The sequence below is a fragment of the Enterobacter sp. PL_is379 genome (assembly GCF_055817355.1).
The window spans coordinates 120,808-141,372 of record NZ_JBVPGT010000026.1; the positions used below are offsets into that span (position 1 = coordinate 120,808).

Here is a 20,565-nt window from a genome sequence, read left to right on the forward strand (position 1 = left end):
TTTCTCTGATTGATAGCTTAACAACGAAATGCAGGCGACAATAGTCGACAGAGTCATTATGGGGAGACAATATGGCGATTTGGGTTGATGCGGACGCGTGTCCGAATGTGATTAAAGAGATTTTATTTCGCGCCGCCGAGCGCGTTCAGATGCCGCTAACGCTGGTGGCAAACCAGAACATTCGCGTACCGCCTTCGCGGTTCATCCGCTCTTTGCGCGTGCCGGCCGGGTTCGACGTGGCGGATAACGAAATTGTTCGCCTGTGCAGCGCGGAGGATCTGGTGATCACTGCGGATATTCCGCTGGCCGCTGAAGTGCTCGAGAAAGGGGCGGCGGCGCTCAATCCGCGCGGGGAGCGTTACTCGCCTTCGACCATTCGGGAAAAGCTCACCATGCGCGATTTTATGGATACGATGCGGGCCAGCGGCGTGCAGACCGGTGGACCGGACAGCTTGTCCCAGCGCGATCGCCAGCAGTTCGCTGCCGAACTGGATAAATGGCTGCTGGAAGTGAAGCGCCGCACAGCGTAATGATAATTATTGTCAATTTGTGGTACAGTGTGGCCTCCACAGGGTTGTCATCCCGTACCGCTTTGCAGTAAAGTAATCGAAACATCTTCTGCAATTATTTCTTTACACTCTTCAGCCATTCGGCATCAAGGGGAACACCTGGCATGACCCAACCCATCTTTTTAGTTGGCCCCCGCGGCTGTGGGAAAACCACCGTTGGCCTGGAGCTGGCACGCGTGTGTCATCGCCAGTTTGTTGATACCGACCACTGGCTGCAAACCGAGGCCGGAAAAACCATCGCTGAGATCGTTGAGCAAGAGGGATGGGAGAGCTTTCGCGCACGCGAAACCGCCGCACTGAAAGCGGTCACTACCCCGTCTGCCGTGATCGCGACCGGGGGTGGCATTGTTCTGGCGGAGTGTAATCGTCACTTTATGCGCGAAAAGGGGATCGTGATTTATCTCAGCGCGCCGGTGTCGGCTCTGGTAGGGCGTCTGGAAGCTTTTCCGGAAGAGGGGCAACGCCCTGCGCTGACCTCCAGGCCACTCAACGAAGAGGTGAGTGAAGTGCTGGCCGAACGCGATGCGTTATACCGCGAAGCGGCTCACCACGTGGTGGATGCGTCAGCCACTCCCGAAGACGTTGTGATTCAGATTATTACCGCCCTGCGTTTGGCGTGTGCCAGCTAAGCGGCGTCTATACTTATAGCTCAGACATAAAAAAAGGATGAGCTATGCCAACCAGACCTCCCTATCCGCGTGAAGCGCGCATTGTTACCGTTGAAAAAGGCCATACGGGTCATACCGTGACCTGGTATCAACTGCGTGCGGATCACCCAAAACCGGACTCGCTGATCAGTGAACACGAGACTGAGCAGGAAGCGCTGGATGCGAAACGGCGCTATGAAGATCCCGACATAACCTGAATGTTTTCCTAAACGCTCCAGGATCGTGCCTGAATCACACTTTTTACTCATCGGGAAAGTTAAGCAGGAGTTAATATTTAGTTATTACAAGTAACTCCGGTATCGGCAGGCGATCTTTACATTTCGATGTCGGGATCACCTGCTACGCTTGGTGCTGTTTTGTTGAAAAAATGAACTGTGCAGCGTAGTGAGCCTGTACCTGTGTACACGATGTTGGAGTAATGGAAGGCGATAAAAATGAAGGCAACGTTGGCGATCCTCACCATTGGTGTGGTCCCTGTAAGCGAAGTGTTACCGCTCTTAACCGAGCACGTATCTGAACAACAGATAACGCATCTCAGCCTGCTGGGGAAGATGAGTCGGGAAGAGGTCATGGAAGACTACGCTGTCGAGGCGGGGGAGGATCCCCTGGCGACGTTATTAAGTGACGGTAAACTGGCGCACGTTTCACGCCAGAAAATCGAGCGCTCGCTGCAGGGCGTGATAGAAGTGCTCGATAATCAAGGTTATGACGTTATTTTGCTGATGAGTACTGCCCCCATTAAAGGTCTCACGGCGCGTAATGCGATTTTGCTGGAACCGATGCGCATCATTCCGCCGCTGGTGGCCTCTATCGTTGATGGTCATCAGGTGGGGGTGATTGTTCCCATTGAGGAGCTCATGGATAACCAGGAGGCAAAATGGCACGTGCTGGAAAAAGTGCCCTTGTATGCGCTGGCAAATCCGTTCTGGGACAGTGACGCCAAACTCATTGCTGCCGGGAAGGAACTGCTGGAGAGAGGGGCAGATGTCTTGATCCTGGACTGCCTGGGTTTCCATCAGCATCATCGTGATTTGCTGCAAAAAGCGCTGGATGTGCCCGTGCTGTTATCCAACGTTCTGATGGCTCGACTGGCCTCGGAACTCCTCATGTAATGATTTTGCGTGACAGGTGATGAGCATGGCCCCTATAGTGAATTTTTATCTAAAAATATAAGGGCCAGTTCATGCTTCAGAGTAACGAATACTTTTCCGGTAAAGTGAAATCCATTGGTTTTACCAGCAGCAGCACTGGCCGCGCCAGTGTCGGCGTAATGGCTGAAGGGGAATACACCTTTGGCACCGCGGAAGCGGAAGAAATGACGGTGGTCAGCGGCGCGCTGAACGTCCTGCTGCCGGGTGAAACGGAATGGAAAGTTTACGCTGCCGGGCAAGTTTTCAACGTCCCTGGCCACAGCGAATTTCATTTGCAGGTGGCTGAGCCTACCTCTTATCTGTGCCGCTACCTGAAATAAAAAATTAGCCGGGTGGCGCTAACGCTTACCCGGCCTACGTTTTACCCGTTATCTCTGCGCTTCGCCGCCGAGACCTTCCACCAGATTCTGAATCAACGCGGCCAGCTCGCCGGTCATCAGGATGAAGTCAGCGTCAAAACGCTGGGCGTAATCTTCCCGGTCGATATCTTCGTTCTGATCGCGCAGCTCGTCGCAGAACTTCAGACGCTTCACTGAACCGTCGTCGCACATCACGAACTGAATACGTTGCTGCCAGTCGAGCGCCAGCTTGGTGACCACTTTACCCGCTTCAATGTGTACGGCGATCTCGTCGCTGACCAGATCCTGCTTCTTCGCGCGGATTACGCCGCCATCTTCCAGCAGGGCTTTCAGCTCGGCTTCATCAAGGATCTGGAAACCCTGTGCCGCAGCACCGCTGCGTACCCATTCGGTCAGCGTTAACTCAATTGGCGTTTCCAGCGCCAGCGGCACGACCGGTAACGAGCCGATGCTTTTGCGCAGCAGGGCCAGCGTATCTTCTGCTTTCTTGGCGCTGGCGCAGTCCACCATGATCAGCCCGTTAACGGTATCGATCCACATCATGGTCTGGCTGAAGCGGCTGAAGGCGCGCGGCAGCAGGGAGTGCAGCACTTCGTCTTTCAGCGAATCTTTTTCGGTCTTTTTCAGCTTGCGGCCCTGTTCGGCTTCCAGCTTGAAAATTTTCGCTTCGAGCGCCTGCTTAACCACCGGCGTCGGCAGGATTTTCTCTTCTTTACGGGCGCAGACGATGATTTGACCCGTGCTGCTGGCGTGGGTCAGTGCATCGCTTTGTGAACCCATTGGCGGAACCCAACCGGTTTTCGCCATATCCTGGCTACCGCAAGGGGAAAAGGTATAAGCGGCTAACTGTTTTTCCATCTCTTCTGCACGCAGCGAAACGTCGCGGCTGAGACGGTAAACCATCAAATTTTTGAACCACAGCATGATAATTTCCACGGCCTTGTCGTTAAATCAGCGGGCATGATAACGAATTGTCGCATCGCTTGCATTGCTAATCGGGAAGCGTGCTTCTACTCTGTTGATAATCAAAATAATGAGGAGAGTCTTGTGCGTATTGGGATCGATTTGGGCGGCACCAAAACAGAAGTTATCGCACTGAGCGAGCAGGGGGAGCAGCTGTTTCGCCACCGTCTGCCGACGCCGCGCGATGATTATCACCAGACTATCGAGACGATTGCCAGGCTGGTTGAGATGGCAGAGCAGGCGACTGGGCAAACCGGCAGCGTCGGGATGGGGATCCCGGGGTCGATCTCGCCGTATACCGGCGTGGTTAAAAATGCTAACTCCACCTGGCTCAACGGCCAGCCGTTTGATAAAGATTTAAGCGCGCGTCTGAACCGGGACGTGCGTCTGGCCAACGACGCCAACTGCCTGGCGGTCTCTGAGGCCATCGACGGCGCGGCAGCGGGTGCCCAGACCGTGTTTGCCGTTATTATCGGCACTGGCTGCGGCGCGGGGGTGGCGTTCGGGGGGCGCGCCCATATCGGCGGCAACGGCACGGCGGGCGAGTGGGGACACAACCCGCTGCCGTGGATGGATGAAGACGAGCTTAAATACCGCGCTGAAGTCCCATGCTACTGCGGAAAACAGGGCTGTATCGAGACGTTTATCTCCGGCACCGGGTTTGCGACCGACTACCACCGTCTGAGCGGCCAGCCGCTCAAGGGCAACGAAATCATGCGTCTGGTCGAAGAACAGGATCCTGTCGCCGAACTGGCGCTTAGCCGCTACGAAATGCGGCTGGCGAAATCGCTGGCTCACGTGGTGAATATTCTCGATCCTGACGTGATAGTGCTGGGTGGCGGCATGAGCAACGTCGATCGGCTGTACGCCACGGTGCCGAACCTGGTGAAACAGTGGGTCTTCGGCGGTGAATGCGAAACCCCGATCCGCAAAGCGCTGCACGGGGACTCCAGCGGCGTGCGCGGCGCGGCGTGGTTATGGCCAGAATAAACGTTTATTCCCTCTCCCTGTGGGAGAGGGTTAGGGTGAGGGCATCAGACCGCACGATCACCCCATTCATTCCACCGCAAACACCTTATCCAGCCTGCTATACCCCAGGCCGTTGATCTTCTTCACCTTAATCTGCACCGGAATGCGCTCTTTCATCGCCTCAACGTGGCTGATCACGCCGATGGTTTTCCCGGTGGCGTTCAGCGCGTCGAGCGCATCCAGCGCGGTATCCAGCGTTTCACTGTCGAGCGTGCCGAACCCTTCATCCAGGAACAGGGAATCGATCCGCGTCTTATGACTCACCAGATCGGAAAGGGCCAGCGCCAGCGCCAGGCTGACCAGGAAGCTTTCGCCGCCCGAGAGCGTACGGGTATCGCGAACCGCATCCGCCTGCCAGGTATCGACCACTTCCAGCTCCAGCGCGTCGCTGGCCTTACGCTGCAGCAGATAACGCCCGTGCAGACGGTTAAGCTGCTGGTTTGCGAGCCAGACAAGATTGTCCAGCGTCAGCCCCTGGGCGAACTTACGGAACTTGTCGCCGGTGCTGGAGCCGATCAGCGCGTTCAGGTACCCCCAGTCGTCCGCCTGGCGCGCGGCCTCTTCAATTTGCTGCATCAACGCCAGCTGGTGCTGACGGTTATCGCTGTCCTGCTTAAGCTGCTGGCGGATCTCGCCCTGATGCGTGGTGTTCTCGCGCAGCCGCTGCGCCAGCTGCTGCAGCTGGCTTTGCAGCGCAGGTGCATCGGCGTCGAGCCCTTCCGGCCGCAGCGCCAGATGAGCCTGCAGCTGCTGGTTAGCCTGGCCGGAAAGGGCCGCGGCCTGCTGTATCTGGCTTTCCAGCGACTGTTTCAGCTGTTCGAGGTGGCGAATAGCGTCGTCATCCAACAGCGCGGCAAGGAACGCGTCCCGATCGGCAAAGCAGCTTGCCGAGAGCGCCGCGGTGAACTGCGTCTGCGACTGCTGCAGACGCTCTTGCTCCAGCGTCTCCTGCTGCTGTTGCGCGGTCAGCTGGCTCTGTAGCGACACGCACTCGTCGTGGATGTCGCGCCAGTTATCAGGAATAACCGGTTCGGCGTCTGCGCTTTTCGTTGCCGGAAGCGCGTCGAGCAGCGGCTTCAGGGCGTTTATGCGTTCCTGAAGCACGCCGTGCTGCGTTTGCTTCTCCTGCCACTGCGAGAATTCCGCTTCGCGGGCGTGCAGCCAGGCGGCTTCATTACCGTCTTCAGGTACGTTGAGTGATAGCGAGAGCAGGGTGTGTTCCAGCGCCTGGCGCGCGGCCGTCAGCTGCTGCTGATACTGTCGCTCCTGCGCTTCCTGCTCGTTCAACTGGTTTTGCAGGGTCAGACGCTGGCTGAGCAGATAAAGCTGGCGCTCGTACTGTTCCTGTTCGTTCAGCCATGGCGCGATATCGTCCTGAATATTCAACGCTATATTCAGGGAAGCACAGGCCTCTATCCACTCTTTAGTGAGTGCTTGCTCTTCCTGAGAGAGCGTCTGAACTTCGTCTGTCTCGCGCTGGATCTGCTGAGCCAGGGCATTAATCTGTCCCAGCACCAGCAGGCCTTCCTCTTTAAGGGCGGCGACCTCTTTTTCCAGGGCATCACGGCGGCGCTGGTTATCCGTCAGCTCAAGAGACTGGTATTGCTCAACGGCGGGGTGCTCGCTGGAACCGCACAGCGGACAGGGTTTACCCGCCTCAAGCTGGGCACGATAGCTTTCCAGGTCTTTAATCGTCGCTTCGCGTTCGCACAGGGCCTTCAGGTCCAGATAGTGCTGGTGTTTCTCTTTGTACTGCTGGCGGCGCAGCATCAGCGTTTCATTGAGTTTATTTTGTTCGGCCTGGGCCTTCTGCACGCTTTCACCGCTCTGGCGCAGGCGCTTTTGCAGCGGCTGATAGCGGGCATGCAGCGACGTTAGCCGCTGGCGCAGCGTGCGTGACCGGGACTGCTGCTCCATGGCCGCGCTAACCTCATCCGCCGTCAGGGTCAGCGCATTTTCCGGCATCTCAGCCAGCCTGTTGCGTAATTCACTCATCCGCGCAGCAAGCGAGGCTAACTGCGTTTTATCGCGGTTAAGCTGCGAGAACTGGGCGCGCCAGCCGGCAATCTCCTGGCCCAGCAGCCGATAGCGCTCGTGCTCCGCCAGCCACTGCGCCAGCGCCGTCAGTTCGGTCTGAAGCTGCTCGTGGTTACGCAGGGCGGTATTGCGGATACGTGAGCGCAGCGCGGTTCTGGCTTGTAAGCGAGTATTTACTTCGATAATTCGCTGCTGAGTCTGTGCCAGACGCGCGGTTTGCTCCTGCTGATGTTCCCAGAGCGGTCGAAGCTGGGCGGCGGGCAGAGCAAGCTGGAGCTTTGCCAGCTCTGGCGCAGCGTTCGTCAGCGCCTGTTGCGCCTGCAGCTGCGTCGCGGTGACGCGCTGTTGCTCGCGCACGAGCTCATCATGACGCGTAAGCCACTGAAAATCTTTCTGCTGGCTTTGCTGCTGAACCAGCAGGGTTTTCTCTTCGTCAGTAAGTGCCTGCAAACTTTGCTGTAACTGCTGCTGCTGTTCTTCGCTCAACAGAACGACGCCCGCCGCCTGCGCCTCGCACTTTTCAAGCACGCTGCGGGCGGCTTTATGTTTTTCAAACACCATGGCGGAAATCTGGCCGTAGATCTCGGTGCCGGTCAGCTCTTCCAGCAGCTCGGCACGATCGCTCGGTTTGGCATTAAGGAAGGCGGCAAACTGCCCCTGTGACAGCAGCATCGAGCGGGTAAAGCGCCCGTAGTCCAGCCCGGTAAGCGCGGCGGTTTGCTCCAGCTTATCCGACACTTTGTCGGCCAGGATTTTGCCATCTTCACAGCGCGCCAGCTCCACGCGCGGTGCCTGCAGGTTCCCGTCCGGCTGGTTGCGGGCCCGGTTCTGGCTCCAGAAGGCGCGATAGGCGGTGCCTTTTACCTCGAACTCCACTTCTGCCAGGCATTCGGCGGTGTCGCGCGTCATCAGATCGTTTTGCGCCTGAGAGACCTTCTGCAGTCGCGGCGTTTCGTGATAAAGCGCCAGACAGATGGCGTCGAGCAGGGTAGTTTTTCCTGCCCCGGTCGCGCCGGTGATGGCAAACAGCCCGTTGCTGGCAAACGGCTCCGCGGTAAAGTCAATTTTCCACTCGCCCTTGAGGGAGTTGAGATTTTTCAGGCGCAGGCTCAAAATTTTCATGCGTTTTCTTCCTCATCATTGAGCGCATGCAGGGTATGGCTGAAGAGTTCGCTGAGTCTTGCGCGCTTCGCGTCGTCAATCTCTTCCTGCGAGAGCCTGCGTTCAAACACCTCTTCAACCCGCAGTTCACTGAGCGTTTCACGTTGAGCGCTTAACAGAATTTTCTCGCGCTGCTCGCGGCTGCGGCGGACCAGTAAGACTTCGACGGGCAAATCCTCCGTCAGCGCCTGGATTTTGCGCTGCATATCGTGCAGGTAGTCATCGGTGGTGATTTCGATATCCAGCCAGACGGGGGGATCTTGTTCAGCACCGCGCCACTGTTCCAGCTGGGCGGTGATGGCATCGAGATCGCCTTTCAGCACCGCCAGCGGCTGGGTGACCGGTACTTCCAGCGTCTCGACGGCGCGGAGTTTTCCCTCGCTAAAGCTCACCAGATGCACCGATTTGGCTTTGCCCGTTTCGTCAAAGCTGAGCGAAATAGGGGAGCCGCAGTAGCGGATGTGCTCGCTGCCGCCAATAACCTGCGCGCGGTGGATATGCCCGAGCGCAATGTAGTCGGCTGGCGGGAAGTTCTGCGCCGGAAAGGCATCCAGCGTGCCGATATAGATGTCACGCACGGCGTCACTTTTACTGGCCCCGACGGTGGTGAGATGCCCGGTCGCAATCACCGGAATAGGCTGTTCACCCCGCAGGGCACAGGCTTCGGCGTGCTGCTGGTGGTAATAGTCTGTGATGGCCTGTAACAGATGTTGCTGCTTTTCTGCACCCGACAGCCCTGCCTGGCTTTGCACGATGTCCCGCGGACGTAAAAACGGTATCGGACACAGCACAGCGCCCGGCGACCCGTCGCGTTTTTTCAGGATCTGTGGGGCGTGCCCGGCGCTGGCGACCACGGTGGTATTGAGAAATGCCAGGATATCGCGGGATTCATTGAGCGTGGCGACGGAATCATGGTTGCCGGCGACAATCACCAGGTGACAGCCGGTTTGCTGCAGATTCACCACGAAGCGGTTATACAGCTCACGCGCATAGCTGGGGGGCGAGCCGGTATCAAAGATGTCACCCGCCACAATAATCGCGTCCACCTCGTGCGTCCGGGCCGTTTCCAGCAGCCAGTTCAGGAACGCTTCATGTTCAGCCGCACGGCTTTTACTGTAAAAATTTTGACCCAGATGCCAGTCCGAGGTGTGAAGTATGCGCATAGCTGATCCGTGGCAAAAAAGAGAAAGCAGGATTATAAACGTTCAGAGAAGGGAAAATAACCGCTGTAATAAAACAACGGTTTGCCCGTTATCGTGGTACTGTTTTTCATAAATCTGTCATAAATCTGACGCATAATGGCGCCGAATTACAAACTTGTAACTTAAATAAGATAAGACAGGGCAAAGTATGGCGAGACGTATTCTGGTCGTAGAAGATGAAGCTCCAATTCGTGAAATGGTGTGCTTCGTGCTCGAGCAAAACGGTTTCCAGCCGGTTGAAGCGGAAGATTATGACAGCGCAGTGAACCAGCTGAATGAACCCTGGCCCGATCTGATTCTGCTGGACTGGATGTTGCCTGGCGGCTCCGGACTGCAGTTTATCAAACACCTGAAGCGTGAGGCGCTGACCCGCGACATCCCGGTTGTGATGCTTACGGCGCGCGGAGAAGAAGAGGATCGCGTGCGCGGTCTTGAGACCGGTGCGGACGATTACATTACCAAACCGTTCTCCCCAAAAGAGCTGGTCGCCCGCATTAAAGCCGTGATGCGCCGTATTTCGCCAATGGCGGTGGAAGAGGTGATTGAGATGCAGGGGCTGAGCCTTGATCCCACCTCACACCGCGTGATGACTGGTGAAAATCCCCTCGACATGGGGCCTACCGAATTTAAACTCCTGCACTTCTTTATGACCCACCCGGAACGCGTGTACAGCCGCGAGCAGTTGCTGAATAACGTCTGGGGAACTAACGTGTATGTCGAAGACCGGACGGTTGACGTACATATTCGCCGCCTGCGAAAAGCACTGGAACTGAGCGGCCACGATCGCATGGTGCAGACGGTCCGCGGCACGGGTTATCGTTTTTCTACCCGTTTCTGAACAATGACAGGAGTGTGACGCGTGCTGGAACGTCTGTCATGGAAAAGGCTCGTCTTTGAACTGATCTTATGCTGTATTCCGGCCTTCCTTCTTGGGGCCTTTCTTGGACACCTGCCGTGGTTTCTGCTGGCGTCGGTCACCGGGCTGCTGATCTGGCATTTCTGGAACCTGCTGCGCCTCTCCTGGTGGCTGTGGGTTGACCGAAGTATGACGCCGCCGCCGGGAAGCGGCAGCTGGGAGCCGCTGCTGTACGGTCTGCATCAGATGCAGATGCGTAATAAAAAGCGTCGCCGCGAGCTGGGAAGCCTGATTAAGCGTTTCCGCAGCGGTGCAGAGTCGCTGCCGGATGCCGTGATTCTGACGACCGAAGAAGGGACGATCTTCTGGTGTAACGGCCTGGCTCAACAGCTGCTGGGCCTGCGCTGGCCGGATGACAACGGTCAAAATATCCTCAACCTTCTGCGCTATCCCGAGTTTACGCTGTACCTGAAAAAGCGTGATTTTACCCGTCCGCACAATCTGAAGCTCAATAATGGTCGCCATCTGGAGATCCGCGTGATGCCCTACAGCGATAAGCAGTGGCTGATGGTGGCGCGCGATGTCACCCAGATGCACCAGCTGGAAGGGGCGCGGCGCAACTTCTTCGCCAACGTCAGTCACGAACTGCGAACCCCGTTGACCGTGCTGCAGGGCTACCTGGAGATGATGCAGGAGCAAACGCTGGAAGGCGCGCCGCGTGAAAAAGCGCTGCACACCATGCGCGAGCAAACGCACCGGATGGAAGGGCTGGTGAAGCAGCTGCTGACGCTCTCGAAGATTGAAGCGGCGCCAACGCTGGCGCTAAATGACACCATTGATGTCCCGATGATGCTGCGGGTCGTGGAGCGTGAAGCGCAGACGTTAAGCCACAAAAAGCATCACCTGACCTTTGAGGTCGACAGTACGCTGAAGGTGCTGGGCAGCGAAGATGAACTGCGTAGCGCCATTTCCAACCTGGTGTATAACGCGGTGAATCATACGCCTGAGGGGACAAATATCGTGGTGCGCTGGCACCATGCCCCAACGGGGGCGGAGTTTAGCGTGGAAGACAATGGGCCGGGGATCGCGCCGGAGCACATTCCGCGTCTGACCGAGCGCTTTTACCGTGTGGATAAAGCGCGATCCCGGCAGACGGGCGGAAGCGGCCTGGGGCTGGCAATTGTGAAACACGCGGTGAATCACCATGAAAGCCGTCTCGATATTCAAAGTACGCTGGGTAAAGGAACCCGTTTCAGTTTCGTTATTCCGGAACGATTAATTGCCAAAAAGATCGCCTGACGGCAGGCGTGTCATTTTACCTTTCCACGGGTCAGCCATCGCTGGCCCGTTTGCTTTGCAGTCAAGCGAAACGCGGATGAATTTTATACGGCTGTCTGTTTTTTGTTCGCATGATTAGCCATGGGTTTTTCTTATAAACAGCGTATTATTCTAACGTGTGTTTTCATGCTGGCATATTGTTCTGGTTTTGCGATCCCACCTTGCCTTTAAACGTTATAAGCGTTTAAATTGCGCCCCAGATACTGTCAGACCGACTGTATTTGCGTGGTAAATCGAAAAACTATTCTTCTCCACGCCAGGACGGGAGCATTTCCCGCTGAAATTGAGCAAATTTTCGGCTGTATCGTCCCGTCAGGGATATCGAAAATCTCAATGTTTTCAACACCACATCCACAGGCAGTAAGGTTTTATGACCCATCACTTAAAATCGCGTGACATCATCGCGCTGGGCTTTATGACATTTGCGCTGTTCGTTGGCGCAGGCAACATCATTTTCCCTCCAATGGTTGGCCTACAGGCGGGTGAACACGTCTGGACCGCCGCGTTTGGTTTCCTGATTACTGCCGTGGGTCTGCCGGTTCTCACCGTCGTCGCGCTGGCGAAAGTCGGTGGCGGTGTGGATAGCCTTAGCACCCCGATTGGTAAAGTGGCGGGCGTTCTGCTGGCAACCGTCTGCTATCTGGCCGTTGGCCCGCTGTTTGCGACCCCGCGTACGGCCACCGTGTCCTTCGAAGTGGGTATTGCTCCTCTGACCGGTGACGGCGCGATGCCGCTGTTTATCTACAGCCTGATCTACTTCGCGATCGTGATTCTGGTTTCCCTCTATCCGGGCAAACTGCTGGATACCGTGGGTAACTTCCTGGCTCCGCTCAAAATTGTGGCGCTGATTGTTCTGGCGGTAGCGGCCATCGTCTGGCCAGCGGGCCCGATTAGCGATGCGATGGACGCCTATAAAAACGCCGCGTTCTCTAACGGCTTTGTGAACGGCTACCTGACGATGGATACGCTGGGCGCCATGGTGTTTGGTATCGTTATCGTTAACGCCGCGCGTTCCCGCGGTGTGACCGAAGCGCGCCTGCTGACCCGCTATACCATCTGGGCTGGCCTGATGGCCGGTGTGGGTCTGACGCTGCTGTATCTGGCGCTGTTCCGTCTGGGCTCCGACAGCGCCATGCTGGTCGATCAGAACGCCAACGGTGCGGCTATCCTGCACGCCTACGTTCAGCACACCTTCGGCGGTGCGGGCAGTATGCTGCTGGCGGCACTCATCTTCCTGGCCTGTCTGGTCACCGCGGTTGGCCTGACCTGCGCCTGCGCAGAGTTCTTTGCACAGTATCTGCCGCTCTCTTACCGCACCCTGGTGTTTATCCTCGGCATCTTCTCTATGGCGGTGTCAAACCTCGGTCTGAGCCACCTGATTCAGGTCTCTATTCCGGTGCTGACGGCGATTTATCCGCCGTGCATCGTGCTGGTGGTGTTGAGCTTTACTCGCCCGTGGTGGAACAACTCTTCACGAATTATTGCGCCAGCCATGTTTATCAGCCTGATTTTTGGTATCCTTGACGGGATTAAAGCATCAGCTTTCGCGCACATACTGCCGGCGTGGACACAGCGTCTGCCGCTGTCCGAGCAGGGTCTGGCCTGGCTGATGCCTACCGTTGTTGCACTGGTTCTGGCCATTATCTGGGACCGTGCTGCAGGGCGTCAGGTCGCATCGAACGCCCATTAATCAACGGCAACAAACTGTTTAACCACGGGGCTTAAGGCCCCGTGGTTTTTTGTTTTTTTCGTGTTGAATGGCAAGATTTAAATGGAAAGCACTAACAAACTTAAACGTGGATTGAGCACGCGCCACATCCGCTTTATGGCGCTGGGCTCTGCTATCGGCACCGGTCTTTTTTATGGCTCGGCAGATGCCATCAAAATGGCCGGTCCCAGCGTGCTGCTGGCGTACATCATCGGCGGCGTGGCGGCGTATATCATCATGCGCGCCCTCGGCGAAATGTCGGTTCACAACCCGTCTGCCAGCTCATTCTCCCGCTACGCTCAGGAAAACCTCGGCCCGCTGGCCGGGTTTATCACCGGCTGGACCTACTGCTTTGAAATCCTGATCGTGGCGATTGCCGACGTGACGGCGTTTGGCATCTATATGGGCGTCTGGTTCCCGGCGGTGCCGCACTGGATATGGGTGCTGAGCGTGGTGCTGATCATTTGCGCCGTCAACCTGATGAGCGTGAAGGTGTTCGGCGAGCTGGAGTTCTGGTTCTCCTTCTTCAAGGTCGCCACCATCATCATCATGATTGTGGCCGGTTTTGGCATCATCATCTGGGGAATCGGCAACGGCGGGCAGCCGACCGGCATCCATAACCTCTGGAGCAACGGCGGCTTCTTCAGCAACGGCTGGCTCGGCATGGTCATGTCGCTCCAGATGGTCATGTTCGCCTACGGCGGTATCGAGATTATCGGTATCACCGCCGGGGAAGCGAAAGACCCGGAGAAGTCCATTCCGCGCGCGATCAACTCGGTGCCGATGCGTATTCTGGTGTTTTACGTGGGTACGCTGTTCGTGATCATGTCCATCTACCCGTGGAATCAGGTGGGTACCAACGGTAGCCCGTTTGTTCTGACCTTCCAGCACATGGGGATTGCGTTTGCCGCCAGCATTCTGAACTTTGTGGTGCTGACCGCGTCGCTCTCCGCGATCAACAGTGACGTCTTTGGCGTGGGCCGTATGCTGCACGGCATGGCGGAGCAGGGCAGTGCGCCGAAGGTGTTCGCCAAAACCTCACGCCGCGGCACGCCGTGGGTGACCGTTGTGGTGATGACCGTGGCGCTGCTGTTCTCGGTTTACCTGAACTACATCATGCCGGAGAACGTCTTCCTGGTGATTGCATCGCTGGCGACCTTCGCGACGGTGTGGGTGTGGATCATGATCCTGCTGTCGCAGATTGCCTTCCGCCGTCGCCTGACGCCGGATGAGGCGAAAGCGCTGAAGTTCAAAGTACCGGGCGGCGTTGCGACGACCGTCGTCGGGCTGATCTTCCTGGTGTTTATCATTGCCCTGATTGGCTACCATCCGGATACCCGCATTTCCCTGTACGTGGGTTGCGCGTGGATCGTCCTGCTGCTGGTGGGCTGGGTGTTTAAATGCCGTCGCGACCGTCAGCTGGCAGAAGCGCAGTAATCTTTTTTCTCCCTCTCCCTGTGGGAGAGGGTTGGGGGGAGGGCATCAGGCCGCACTGATGCCTCCTCCTCCTTTCTCCTCCCCCAATAATCCCGATCGTGATGAGCTATCCTTAACCACCCTGTGGCAAGGTGACGTCAATTTCATCAAAGGGGATTCGTGATGTTAAACGCCTGGCACCTTCCGGTTGCCCCATTTGTTAAGCCAAACAAAGACAACCTTGTGATTACGCTCTGGCTGGCGGGGGAAAATCAGCCTGAACGCGTGACGCTCCGCGCCGAAATCGATAACGAAGAGACCGGGCTGAAAATGCACAAGCTGCGCAGCCAGCCGCAGCCGGGGATCACCGCCTGGCGGGCGAATATCGACCTGAGCAGCGGGCAGCCGCGTCGCCGTTACAGCTTCAAACTGCTGTGGAATAACCGCCAGCTGTGGTTTACCCCGCAGGGGTTTAGCCGTTTCCCGCCCGCACGGCTGGAGCAGTTTGCAGTCGATTATCCGGATAACGGCCCGCAGTGGGTTAACGACCAGGTCTTTTACCAGATTTTCCCGGACCGTTTTGCGCGCAGCGAAAAACGCACTGCCGACCAGGATAAGGTCTATCACCACCATGCGGCGGGCCATGACATTATCCTGAAAGCGTGGGACGAGCCATTAACCGCGCATGCGGGCGGATCGACGTTTTACGGCGGCGATCTCGACGGAATCAGCGAAAAGCTGCCGTACCTGAAAAAACTGGGCGTGACGGCGCTGTATCTCAACCCGGTGTTTAAGGCCCCGAGCGTACACAAATACGATACCGAAGATTATCGCCACGTTGACGCGCAGTTTGGCGGTGACGAGGCGCTGCTGCGCCTGCGGAAGAACACCCAAAACGAAGGCATGCGCCTCATTCTTGACGGCGTGTTCAACCACAGCGGAGATTCGCACGCCTGGTTTGACCGTCATAATCAGTCGATGGGCGGGGCATGTCATAACCCGGATTCGCCGCAGCGCGACTGGTACAGCTTTAACGAGGAGGGCCGTGCGCTGGACTGGCTGGGCTACCCGAGCCTGCCGAAGCTGGATTTCCAGTCGCCAACGCTTGTGAATGAGATTTACGGCGGGGAAGACAGCATCGTGCGTCACTGGCTGAAGGCGCCGTGGAATATGGACGGCTGGCGCCTGGACGTGGTGCATATGCTCGGCGAAGCGGGCGGGGCGCGGGAAAACCTTCAGCACGTCGCCGGGATTACGCGCTCGGCAAAAGCGGCCCAGCCGGAGGCGTTCGTCTTTGGCGAGCACTTTGGCGACGCGCGCCAGTGGCTGCAGAACGATGCGGAAGATGCGGCGATGAACTATCGCGGCTTTACCTTCCCGCTGTGGGGATTCCTCGCTAACACCGATATCTCCTACGATCCGAATCATATCGACGCTGAAACCTGCATGGCGTGGATGGAGAACTACCGCGCCGGCCTGTCGCATCAGCAGCAGCTGCGGATGTTTAACCAGCTCGATAGCCACGATACCGCGCGCTTTAAATCCTTGCTGGGCAAGGATGTCGTGCGTCTGCCGCTGGCGGTGACCTGGCTCTTCACCTGGCCGGGCGTACCGTGCATCTACTACGGAGACGAGGTGGGGCTGGACGGCAACAACGATCCGTTCTGCCGCAAAACCTTCCCGTGGGAGCCAGCGAAACAGGACAAGGTGCTGTTCAGCCTGTATCAGCGGCTGGCAAAGCTGCGTAAGCAGAGTCTCGCCCTGCGCTACGGCGGCTGTCAGGTGGTGTACGCCCACGATAACGTGGTGGTATTTGCTCGCGTCTATAACCAGCAGCGCGTGCTGGTGGCCATCAACCGGGGCGAGGCCTGCGAAGTGGTGCTGGATGATTCACCTCTGCTGAAGGTGGCTATGTGGAAGAATAAAGAGGGCAAAGCGACGATACAGGACGGCGTGCTGGCGCTGCCTGCGGTATCCGCAACGATCTGGTCCGGCAGCTAAGACCTGCTAATGTTTCCACCTTTTAAGATGGCGCAAATGCAACGATTTGTGTCAATCTTAACGGATCGTTTACGGTGAAGGTGGAAACATGGACGAGCTTTACATCCTTGGCTGTTTGTTCCTGATATTTGCGCTGGTGGTGGCACCCGTGCTTGCGGTTATAGGCTTTAATCGAAGTACGGCGGCGCGACAGGAGATCGCCCGGCTGCGCCAGCGCATTGAGGCGCTTGAGCAGCGCGGCGTGCCTGAGGACGCGCCGGAGCCGGTGCAGACCACGGCGCCGTCGCCTGTGACCGCGCCGGTGGTTGAGGACGCTCCCGCGCCTGTCGACCCCTGGCGCCCCGATACTCCCGCTGCCGTGGCAGAACCTGCCCCGGCCCCGGCCCCGGCGCCTGCGGCAAAACAACCTTCTGCCTTTGGCGGCATCCTGACGTCGCTGGTACGCTGGTTTATGCAGGGTAATCCGCTGGCGAAGCTTGGGATCCTGCTGCTTTTCCTTGGTCTTTCATTCCTGCTGCGCTATACCGTGGAACATTCCCTGTTCCCGCTTGAGCTGCGCCTCGTGGCAACGGCGCTGTTTGCCATTGTTCTGCTGGCTGTCGGGTGGCGGCTGCGGCACAGGCAGCGCGTCTATGCGCTGATCCTCCAGGGCGGGGCGACCGGCGTGCTCTACCTGACGGTGTTTGGCGCCTTCCGGCTCTGGCAAATGTTGCCGATGACGCTGGCCTTTGCGCTGCTGGTGGTGATTTGCGCGGCGAGCGTCGGGCTGGCGGTGCTGCAGAAGGCACTGAGCCTTGCCATGCTGGCGAGCCTCGGTGGCTATCTTGCGCCGCTCCTCTTGTCTACCGGGGGCGGCAGCTTTGTCGCGCTGTTCTCTTTCTATCTCCTGCTGTCTATCGGCATTCTCGCTATCAGCATCTGGCAACACTGGCGCGAGCTGAACCTGCTTGGGCTGCTGTTCACGTTCGGCGTCGGCGGCCTGTGGGGGCTGAGTGACTACCAGCCTGAAGACTATTGGATCTGCCAGCTGTTCCTGATTGCCAATACGCTGATATTCGGCGTCCTGAGCTTGGCGCTGTCGCTGCGGGCGCAGGAGAAAGGGAAGCAGATTATTGACGGCGTGCTGCTGTTTGCCCCGCCGCTAATCGGTTTTGGGATGCAGTACGGCATGACCCGGCACTGGGAATATGGTCCGGCCCTGAGTGCGCTGGGATACGGCGCATTTTATCTTACCCTCGCGTTCCTTGCGCTGCGGCGCTATCCCTCCGTCGGACGACCGCTGGTCATGGCGGCGCTGGCCATCGGCGGCGGGTTCGCGACGCTCGCCATTCCGCTGGCGCTGTCAGCGCGCTGGACGGCGATGGCCTGGGCGCTGGAAGGGCTGGGTATCCTCTGGCTGGGCGTGCAGCAGCACCAGCGTCGCATGAGCTATAGCGGGACGGCGCTGCTGGTGCTGGCGCTCGGCAGCGCGCTGTGGGCACAAACGAACGGCGTTACGTCGCTGAGTCTGCTCCTTATCTTCGCCATCCTCAGCCTTTGCTGGCTGGCTGCGGCCTGGCTGTGGCGGACTCTCTTTATGCCGGTCAGCTGGGCGCTGCTGGCAGGCGGGCTGCTGTTCTGGCTCGTGGCGCTATTGGGCGCATCGCGGCTGGCGCTGACGCAGGAATTACCGATTCTGGCGGGCGTGCTGGCGCTGACGGCGGCGTCGGTCTGGGGCTGGCGGCAGGTGGCCGCTCGTCTGGCGTGGCGAGAGCTGGACGCCAGCAAATGGCTGCTCTGGCCGGTTATGCTGCTGATGGTGGGTTATCAGCTCTGGCACCAGCAGATCGTCTCCGCCGGCTGGTCAAACCTGGCCTGGTGCGTTGCGCTTCCTGCCTCGCTAATGCTGCTGCGGCGCGACGGTGAAAGACTCCTGCCACGCATCGCGATGGGGCTGCATTTGTCACTCTTCTGGATGATTTTACTGGCGCTGGCCGCCGAGCTTTACTGGTTTGCCCGGTCTCTGCCCTGGGGCATGGCGGCCTGGGGTAGCGGTTTAGCGATGGCCGCAGGCGGCGGGGTGATTATGGCGCTCTCTGCTGCGGTACGGCGTCGCGTGTGGCCATTCCGGGAGTGGCCTGCGCTCTACGCCTGCCTGGCACCGATTCCTGTAGTCGTGGCGCTGCTGGTATTGCTGGTGGTGACCAATTTCCAGGACGGCGTGGTCTATCGTCAGACCTGGCTGCCGCTGGTGAACCCGCTTGAGGAAGGCGCGGCGTTCGCGTTGCTGGGGCTGGTCGTCTTTTATCGGGCGGTGGATCGCTACTACCCGGCGTGGCTTGCGCAAGCGCGCCCGTGGCCTGCCGTCGCGCTCATGGCGTTTGGCTTCTGGTGGCTTAACGGTGCGCTGATGCGCGCCCTGGCCTGGTACGGCGACGTGGCCTGGAATATGGCATCTCTGTGGGATTCGCGGCTTATCCAGACCAGCTTTGCCCTGTTCTGGATGCTGAGCGCGCTGGTGGTCATGATCCATGCCACCCGTCGGGCTTCCCGGCAGGAGTGGCTCTGCGGTGCCGCGCTGCTGGGTGTGGTAATGGTTAAACTGATGCTGGTGGACAGCGCGGGCGGAGGCGGTTTGTCGCGCGCGATAGCGTTTATCGGCGTGGCGATACTGGTTCTGATTGTGGGGTATTTCTCACCGCTACCGCCCAAAACAGGAGATGAAAAATGAAATGGATGAAAGCGGTAGCGTGTACCGCGCTGCTGGCGCTTTCCGGCCCGGCGTTCTGCGACGAGGGACAAACGGAATCGCCCCGGGACTATGCTTTTGGTCTTTCACTCGATACGTCTGTTCCTTCCCAGTGGTATCGGGTGATGCTGCCGCTCGCCGTCTATGAGCAAAGCACGTCGCCAGATCTGCATGATGTCCGCGTCTTTAACCAGTCGGGCGAGCCGGTTCCCTTCAGCCTGGTCAGCGCGACGCGTCCGCAGGCGTCAGTGCAATCCACGGCGCTGCGCCTCTTCCCGCTGGATGCCTCGCCGCTTGCGGCTTCGCAAGGATCCGGTGATAGCGATAAGATCCTGCTCCGCTCCGGAAACGGCGTTGAGATTGTGCTGGAGGGGCAAAAAGCCGCCGCAGCCGGGCAACATTATCTGCTGACCCTGCCGGAGCAGGCTACGGGGGAGATGGCCATATCCCAGCTGCAGCTGCTCTGGAATTCTCCTCAGACGCCGTGGCAGGGAACGGCGTCGGTCTATTACAGCGAGGATCTTAAGCGCTGGTATACCCTGCGCGAGGATATGCCATTGCTTGACGCCGTCAGCGGCCAGGATCGTCTTAAGCTCGATCGGATCGATACCGATACGGTTTTATCTCCCGATGCGAATCGCTATCTCATGGTGGTGCTGAACGCGCAGAGCCAGGGGATAACCTTGACCGGCGTTAACGCAATCATCGCACCTGCCCAGGCGATCCCGGAAGCGGTCGAGCTTGAGGGGGAAGGGGAGCAGCTATCGACAAGCGAAGCGCAGTGGCGCTGGGCGCGCCCGCAGCCGCTGAGTGCTGTCAGCATCTCACTGAATGGCGATGGCGTCCTTCCCGTGGAGATAGCGTGGCGGAGTACGGAAAAAGACGCATGGCACCCCCTGAAAAAAGAGGTCCTTTACCGTCTTGAGGGAAAAACGTCGCCACCGGTTTCGCTTAACGGGGGCCTGGTGCAGGCAGTGAAAATCACGACGCTGAATGCGCGTCTGCCAGAATACCTGCCGAGCGTCACGGGACATCGCGACCGCTACGATCTGGTGTTTAACGCCCAGGGGAAAGCGCCGTATGTGCTCGCCTGGGGCAACGGTGCCGCAAAGCCTGCCAGCGTGGAGCCCGGCATGCTGATCCCAGCCGACCTGCGCAAGACCTATGCTATGGCGAACCTGCCGCAGGCCGACATTGTGGATGACGTTGCGTTAGGCGGCGAGGGGCGTCTGACCGCCACCTCTGCGGTCGATCGGGCGAGCTGGATGAACGCCCTGCTGGTGTGGGGCGTGCTGATTGCGGGCGTGCTTCTGCTGGCGGGAATGGCCTGGCGCATCTGGCGTGAAACGCAGCGTAAGGCATAAAAAAAGGCCCGCATA

16 protein-coding genes are annotated in these 20,565 nt (G+C 58.3%); 13 read left to right on the forward strand and 3 right to left on the reverse strand.

Features of this window, described 5'->3' with window-relative positions; genetic code table 11:
- Positions 1–71: 71 nt before the first annotated feature.
- From AC0TOY_RS08535 to ppnP, 5 genes are all read left to right on the forward strand, one after another.
- On the forward strand, positions 72–530 hold the full coding sequence (locus AC0TOY_RS08535; RefSeq protein WP_010428006.1) for a YaiI/YqxD family protein: 459 nt from the start codon (positions 72–74) through the stop codon (positions 528–530).
- 143 nt (positions 531–673) lie between these two features.
- Positions 674–1,198: a shikimate kinase AroL gene (gene aroL, locus AC0TOY_RS08540; RefSeq protein ID WP_024906790.1), complete on the forward strand. Its 525-nt coding sequence runs from the start codon at positions 674–676 to the stop codon at positions 1,196–1,198.
- Positions 1,199–1,242: 44 nt separating this feature from the next.
- Positions 1,243–1,434 (forward strand): protein YaiA, encoded by a 192-nt coding sequence (gene yaiA, locus AC0TOY_RS08545; protein ID WP_023334675.1) that lies wholly within the window; start codon positions 1,243–1,245, stop codon positions 1,432–1,434.
- Between the two features lie 237 nt (positions 1,435–1,671).
- Positions 1,672–2,349, forward strand: coding sequence for an AroM family protein (locus AC0TOY_RS08550; RefSeq protein ID WP_024906791.1), 678 nt, complete (start codon positions 1,672–1,674; stop codon positions 2,347–2,349).
- Positions 2,350–2,420: 71 nt separating this feature from the next.
- Positions 2,421–2,708, forward strand: coding sequence for a pyrimidine/purine nucleoside phosphorylase (ppnP, locus tag AC0TOY_RS08555; RefSeq protein WP_008503270.1), 288 nt, complete (start codon positions 2,421–2,423; stop codon positions 2,706–2,708).
- Between the two features lie 48 nt (positions 2,709–2,756).
- Here ppnP and rdgC read toward each other — a convergent pair whose 3' ends face one another.
- Positions 2,757–3,671, reverse strand: coding sequence for a recombination-associated protein RdgC (gene rdgC, locus AC0TOY_RS08560; protein WP_023310540.1), 915 nt, complete (start codon positions 3,669–3,671; stop codon positions 2,757–2,759).
- A 123-nt stretch (positions 3,672–3,794) separates the two neighbouring features.
- Between rdgC and mak the strand changes: the two genes are divergently transcribed.
- On the forward strand, positions 3,795–4,700 hold the full coding sequence (gene mak / locus AC0TOY_RS08565) for a fructokinase (RefSeq protein WP_061715887.1): 906 nt from the start codon (positions 3,795–3,797) through the stop codon (positions 4,698–4,700).
- Positions 4,701–4,766: 66 nt separating this feature from the next.
- On the opposite strand, the gene sbcC is transcribed toward mak, so the two are convergent.
- Entirely contained in the window at positions 4,767–7,898 is a 3,132-nt protein-coding gene (sbcC, locus tag AC0TOY_RS08570; RefSeq protein ID WP_473721719.1) for an exonuclease subunit SbcC, read from the reverse strand.
- Positions 7,895–9,100: an exonuclease subunit SbcD gene (sbcD, locus tag AC0TOY_RS08575; RefSeq protein WP_473721720.1), complete on the reverse strand. Its 1,206-nt coding sequence runs from the start codon at positions 9,098–9,100 to the stop codon at positions 7,895–7,897. The genes sbcC and sbcD overlap by 4 nt, the downstream gene beginning before the upstream one ends.
- 187 nt (positions 9,101–9,287) lie before the next feature.
- On the opposite strand from sbcD, the gene phoB reads away from it, so the two are divergent.
- The 7 genes from phoB to AC0TOY_RS08610 all read left to right on the forward strand — a co-directional run bounded on the left by phoB (position 9,288) and on the right by AC0TOY_RS08610 (position 20,550).
- Complete coding sequence (gene phoB, locus AC0TOY_RS08580; protein ID WP_008503265.1) at positions 9,288–9,977, forward strand: phosphate response regulator transcription factor PhoB; 690 nt, start codon at positions 9,288–9,290, stop codon at positions 9,975–9,977.
- A 21-nt stretch (positions 9,978–9,998) separates the two neighbouring features.
- Positions 9,999–11,294 carry a phosphate regulon sensor histidine kinase PhoR gene (phoR, locus tag AC0TOY_RS08585; RefSeq protein WP_090418053.1) on the forward strand — a complete coding sequence of 432 codons (1,296 nt, stop codon included), beginning with the start codon at positions 9,999–10,001 and terminating at the stop codon, positions 11,292–11,294.
- A gap of 409 nt (positions 11,295–11,703) precedes the next feature.
- Positions 11,704–13,023, forward strand: coding sequence for a branched-chain amino acid transporter carrier protein BrnQ (brnQ, locus tag AC0TOY_RS08590; protein WP_024906795.1), 1,320 nt, complete (start codon positions 11,704–11,706; stop codon positions 13,021–13,023).
- Positions 13,024–13,104: 81 nt separating this feature from the next.
- A complete protein-coding gene (gene proY, locus AC0TOY_RS08595) occupies positions 13,105–14,478 on the forward strand; it encodes a proline-specific permease ProY (protein WP_024906796.1) in 1,374 nt (457 codons plus the stop codon).
- A gap of 162 nt (positions 14,479–14,640) precedes the next feature.
- Positions 14,641–16,458: a maltodextrin glucosidase gene (gene malZ, locus AC0TOY_RS08600; protein ID WP_473721721.1), complete on the forward strand. Its 1,818-nt coding sequence runs from the start codon at positions 14,641–14,643 to the stop codon at positions 16,456–16,458.
- An 88-nt stretch (positions 16,459–16,546) separates the two neighbouring features.
- On the forward strand, positions 16,547–19,168 hold the full coding sequence (locus AC0TOY_RS08605; protein WP_473721722.1) for a DUF2339 domain-containing protein: 2,622 nt from the start codon (positions 16,547–16,549) through the stop codon (positions 19,166–19,168).
- On the forward strand, positions 19,165–20,550 hold the full coding sequence (locus AC0TOY_RS08610; protein WP_024906799.1) for a DUF3999 domain-containing protein: 1,386 nt from the start codon (positions 19,165–19,167) through the stop codon (positions 20,548–20,550). The genes AC0TOY_RS08605 and AC0TOY_RS08610 overlap by 4 nt, the downstream gene beginning before the upstream one ends.
- The last annotated feature ends 15 nt before the right edge of the window (positions 20,551–20,565 follow it).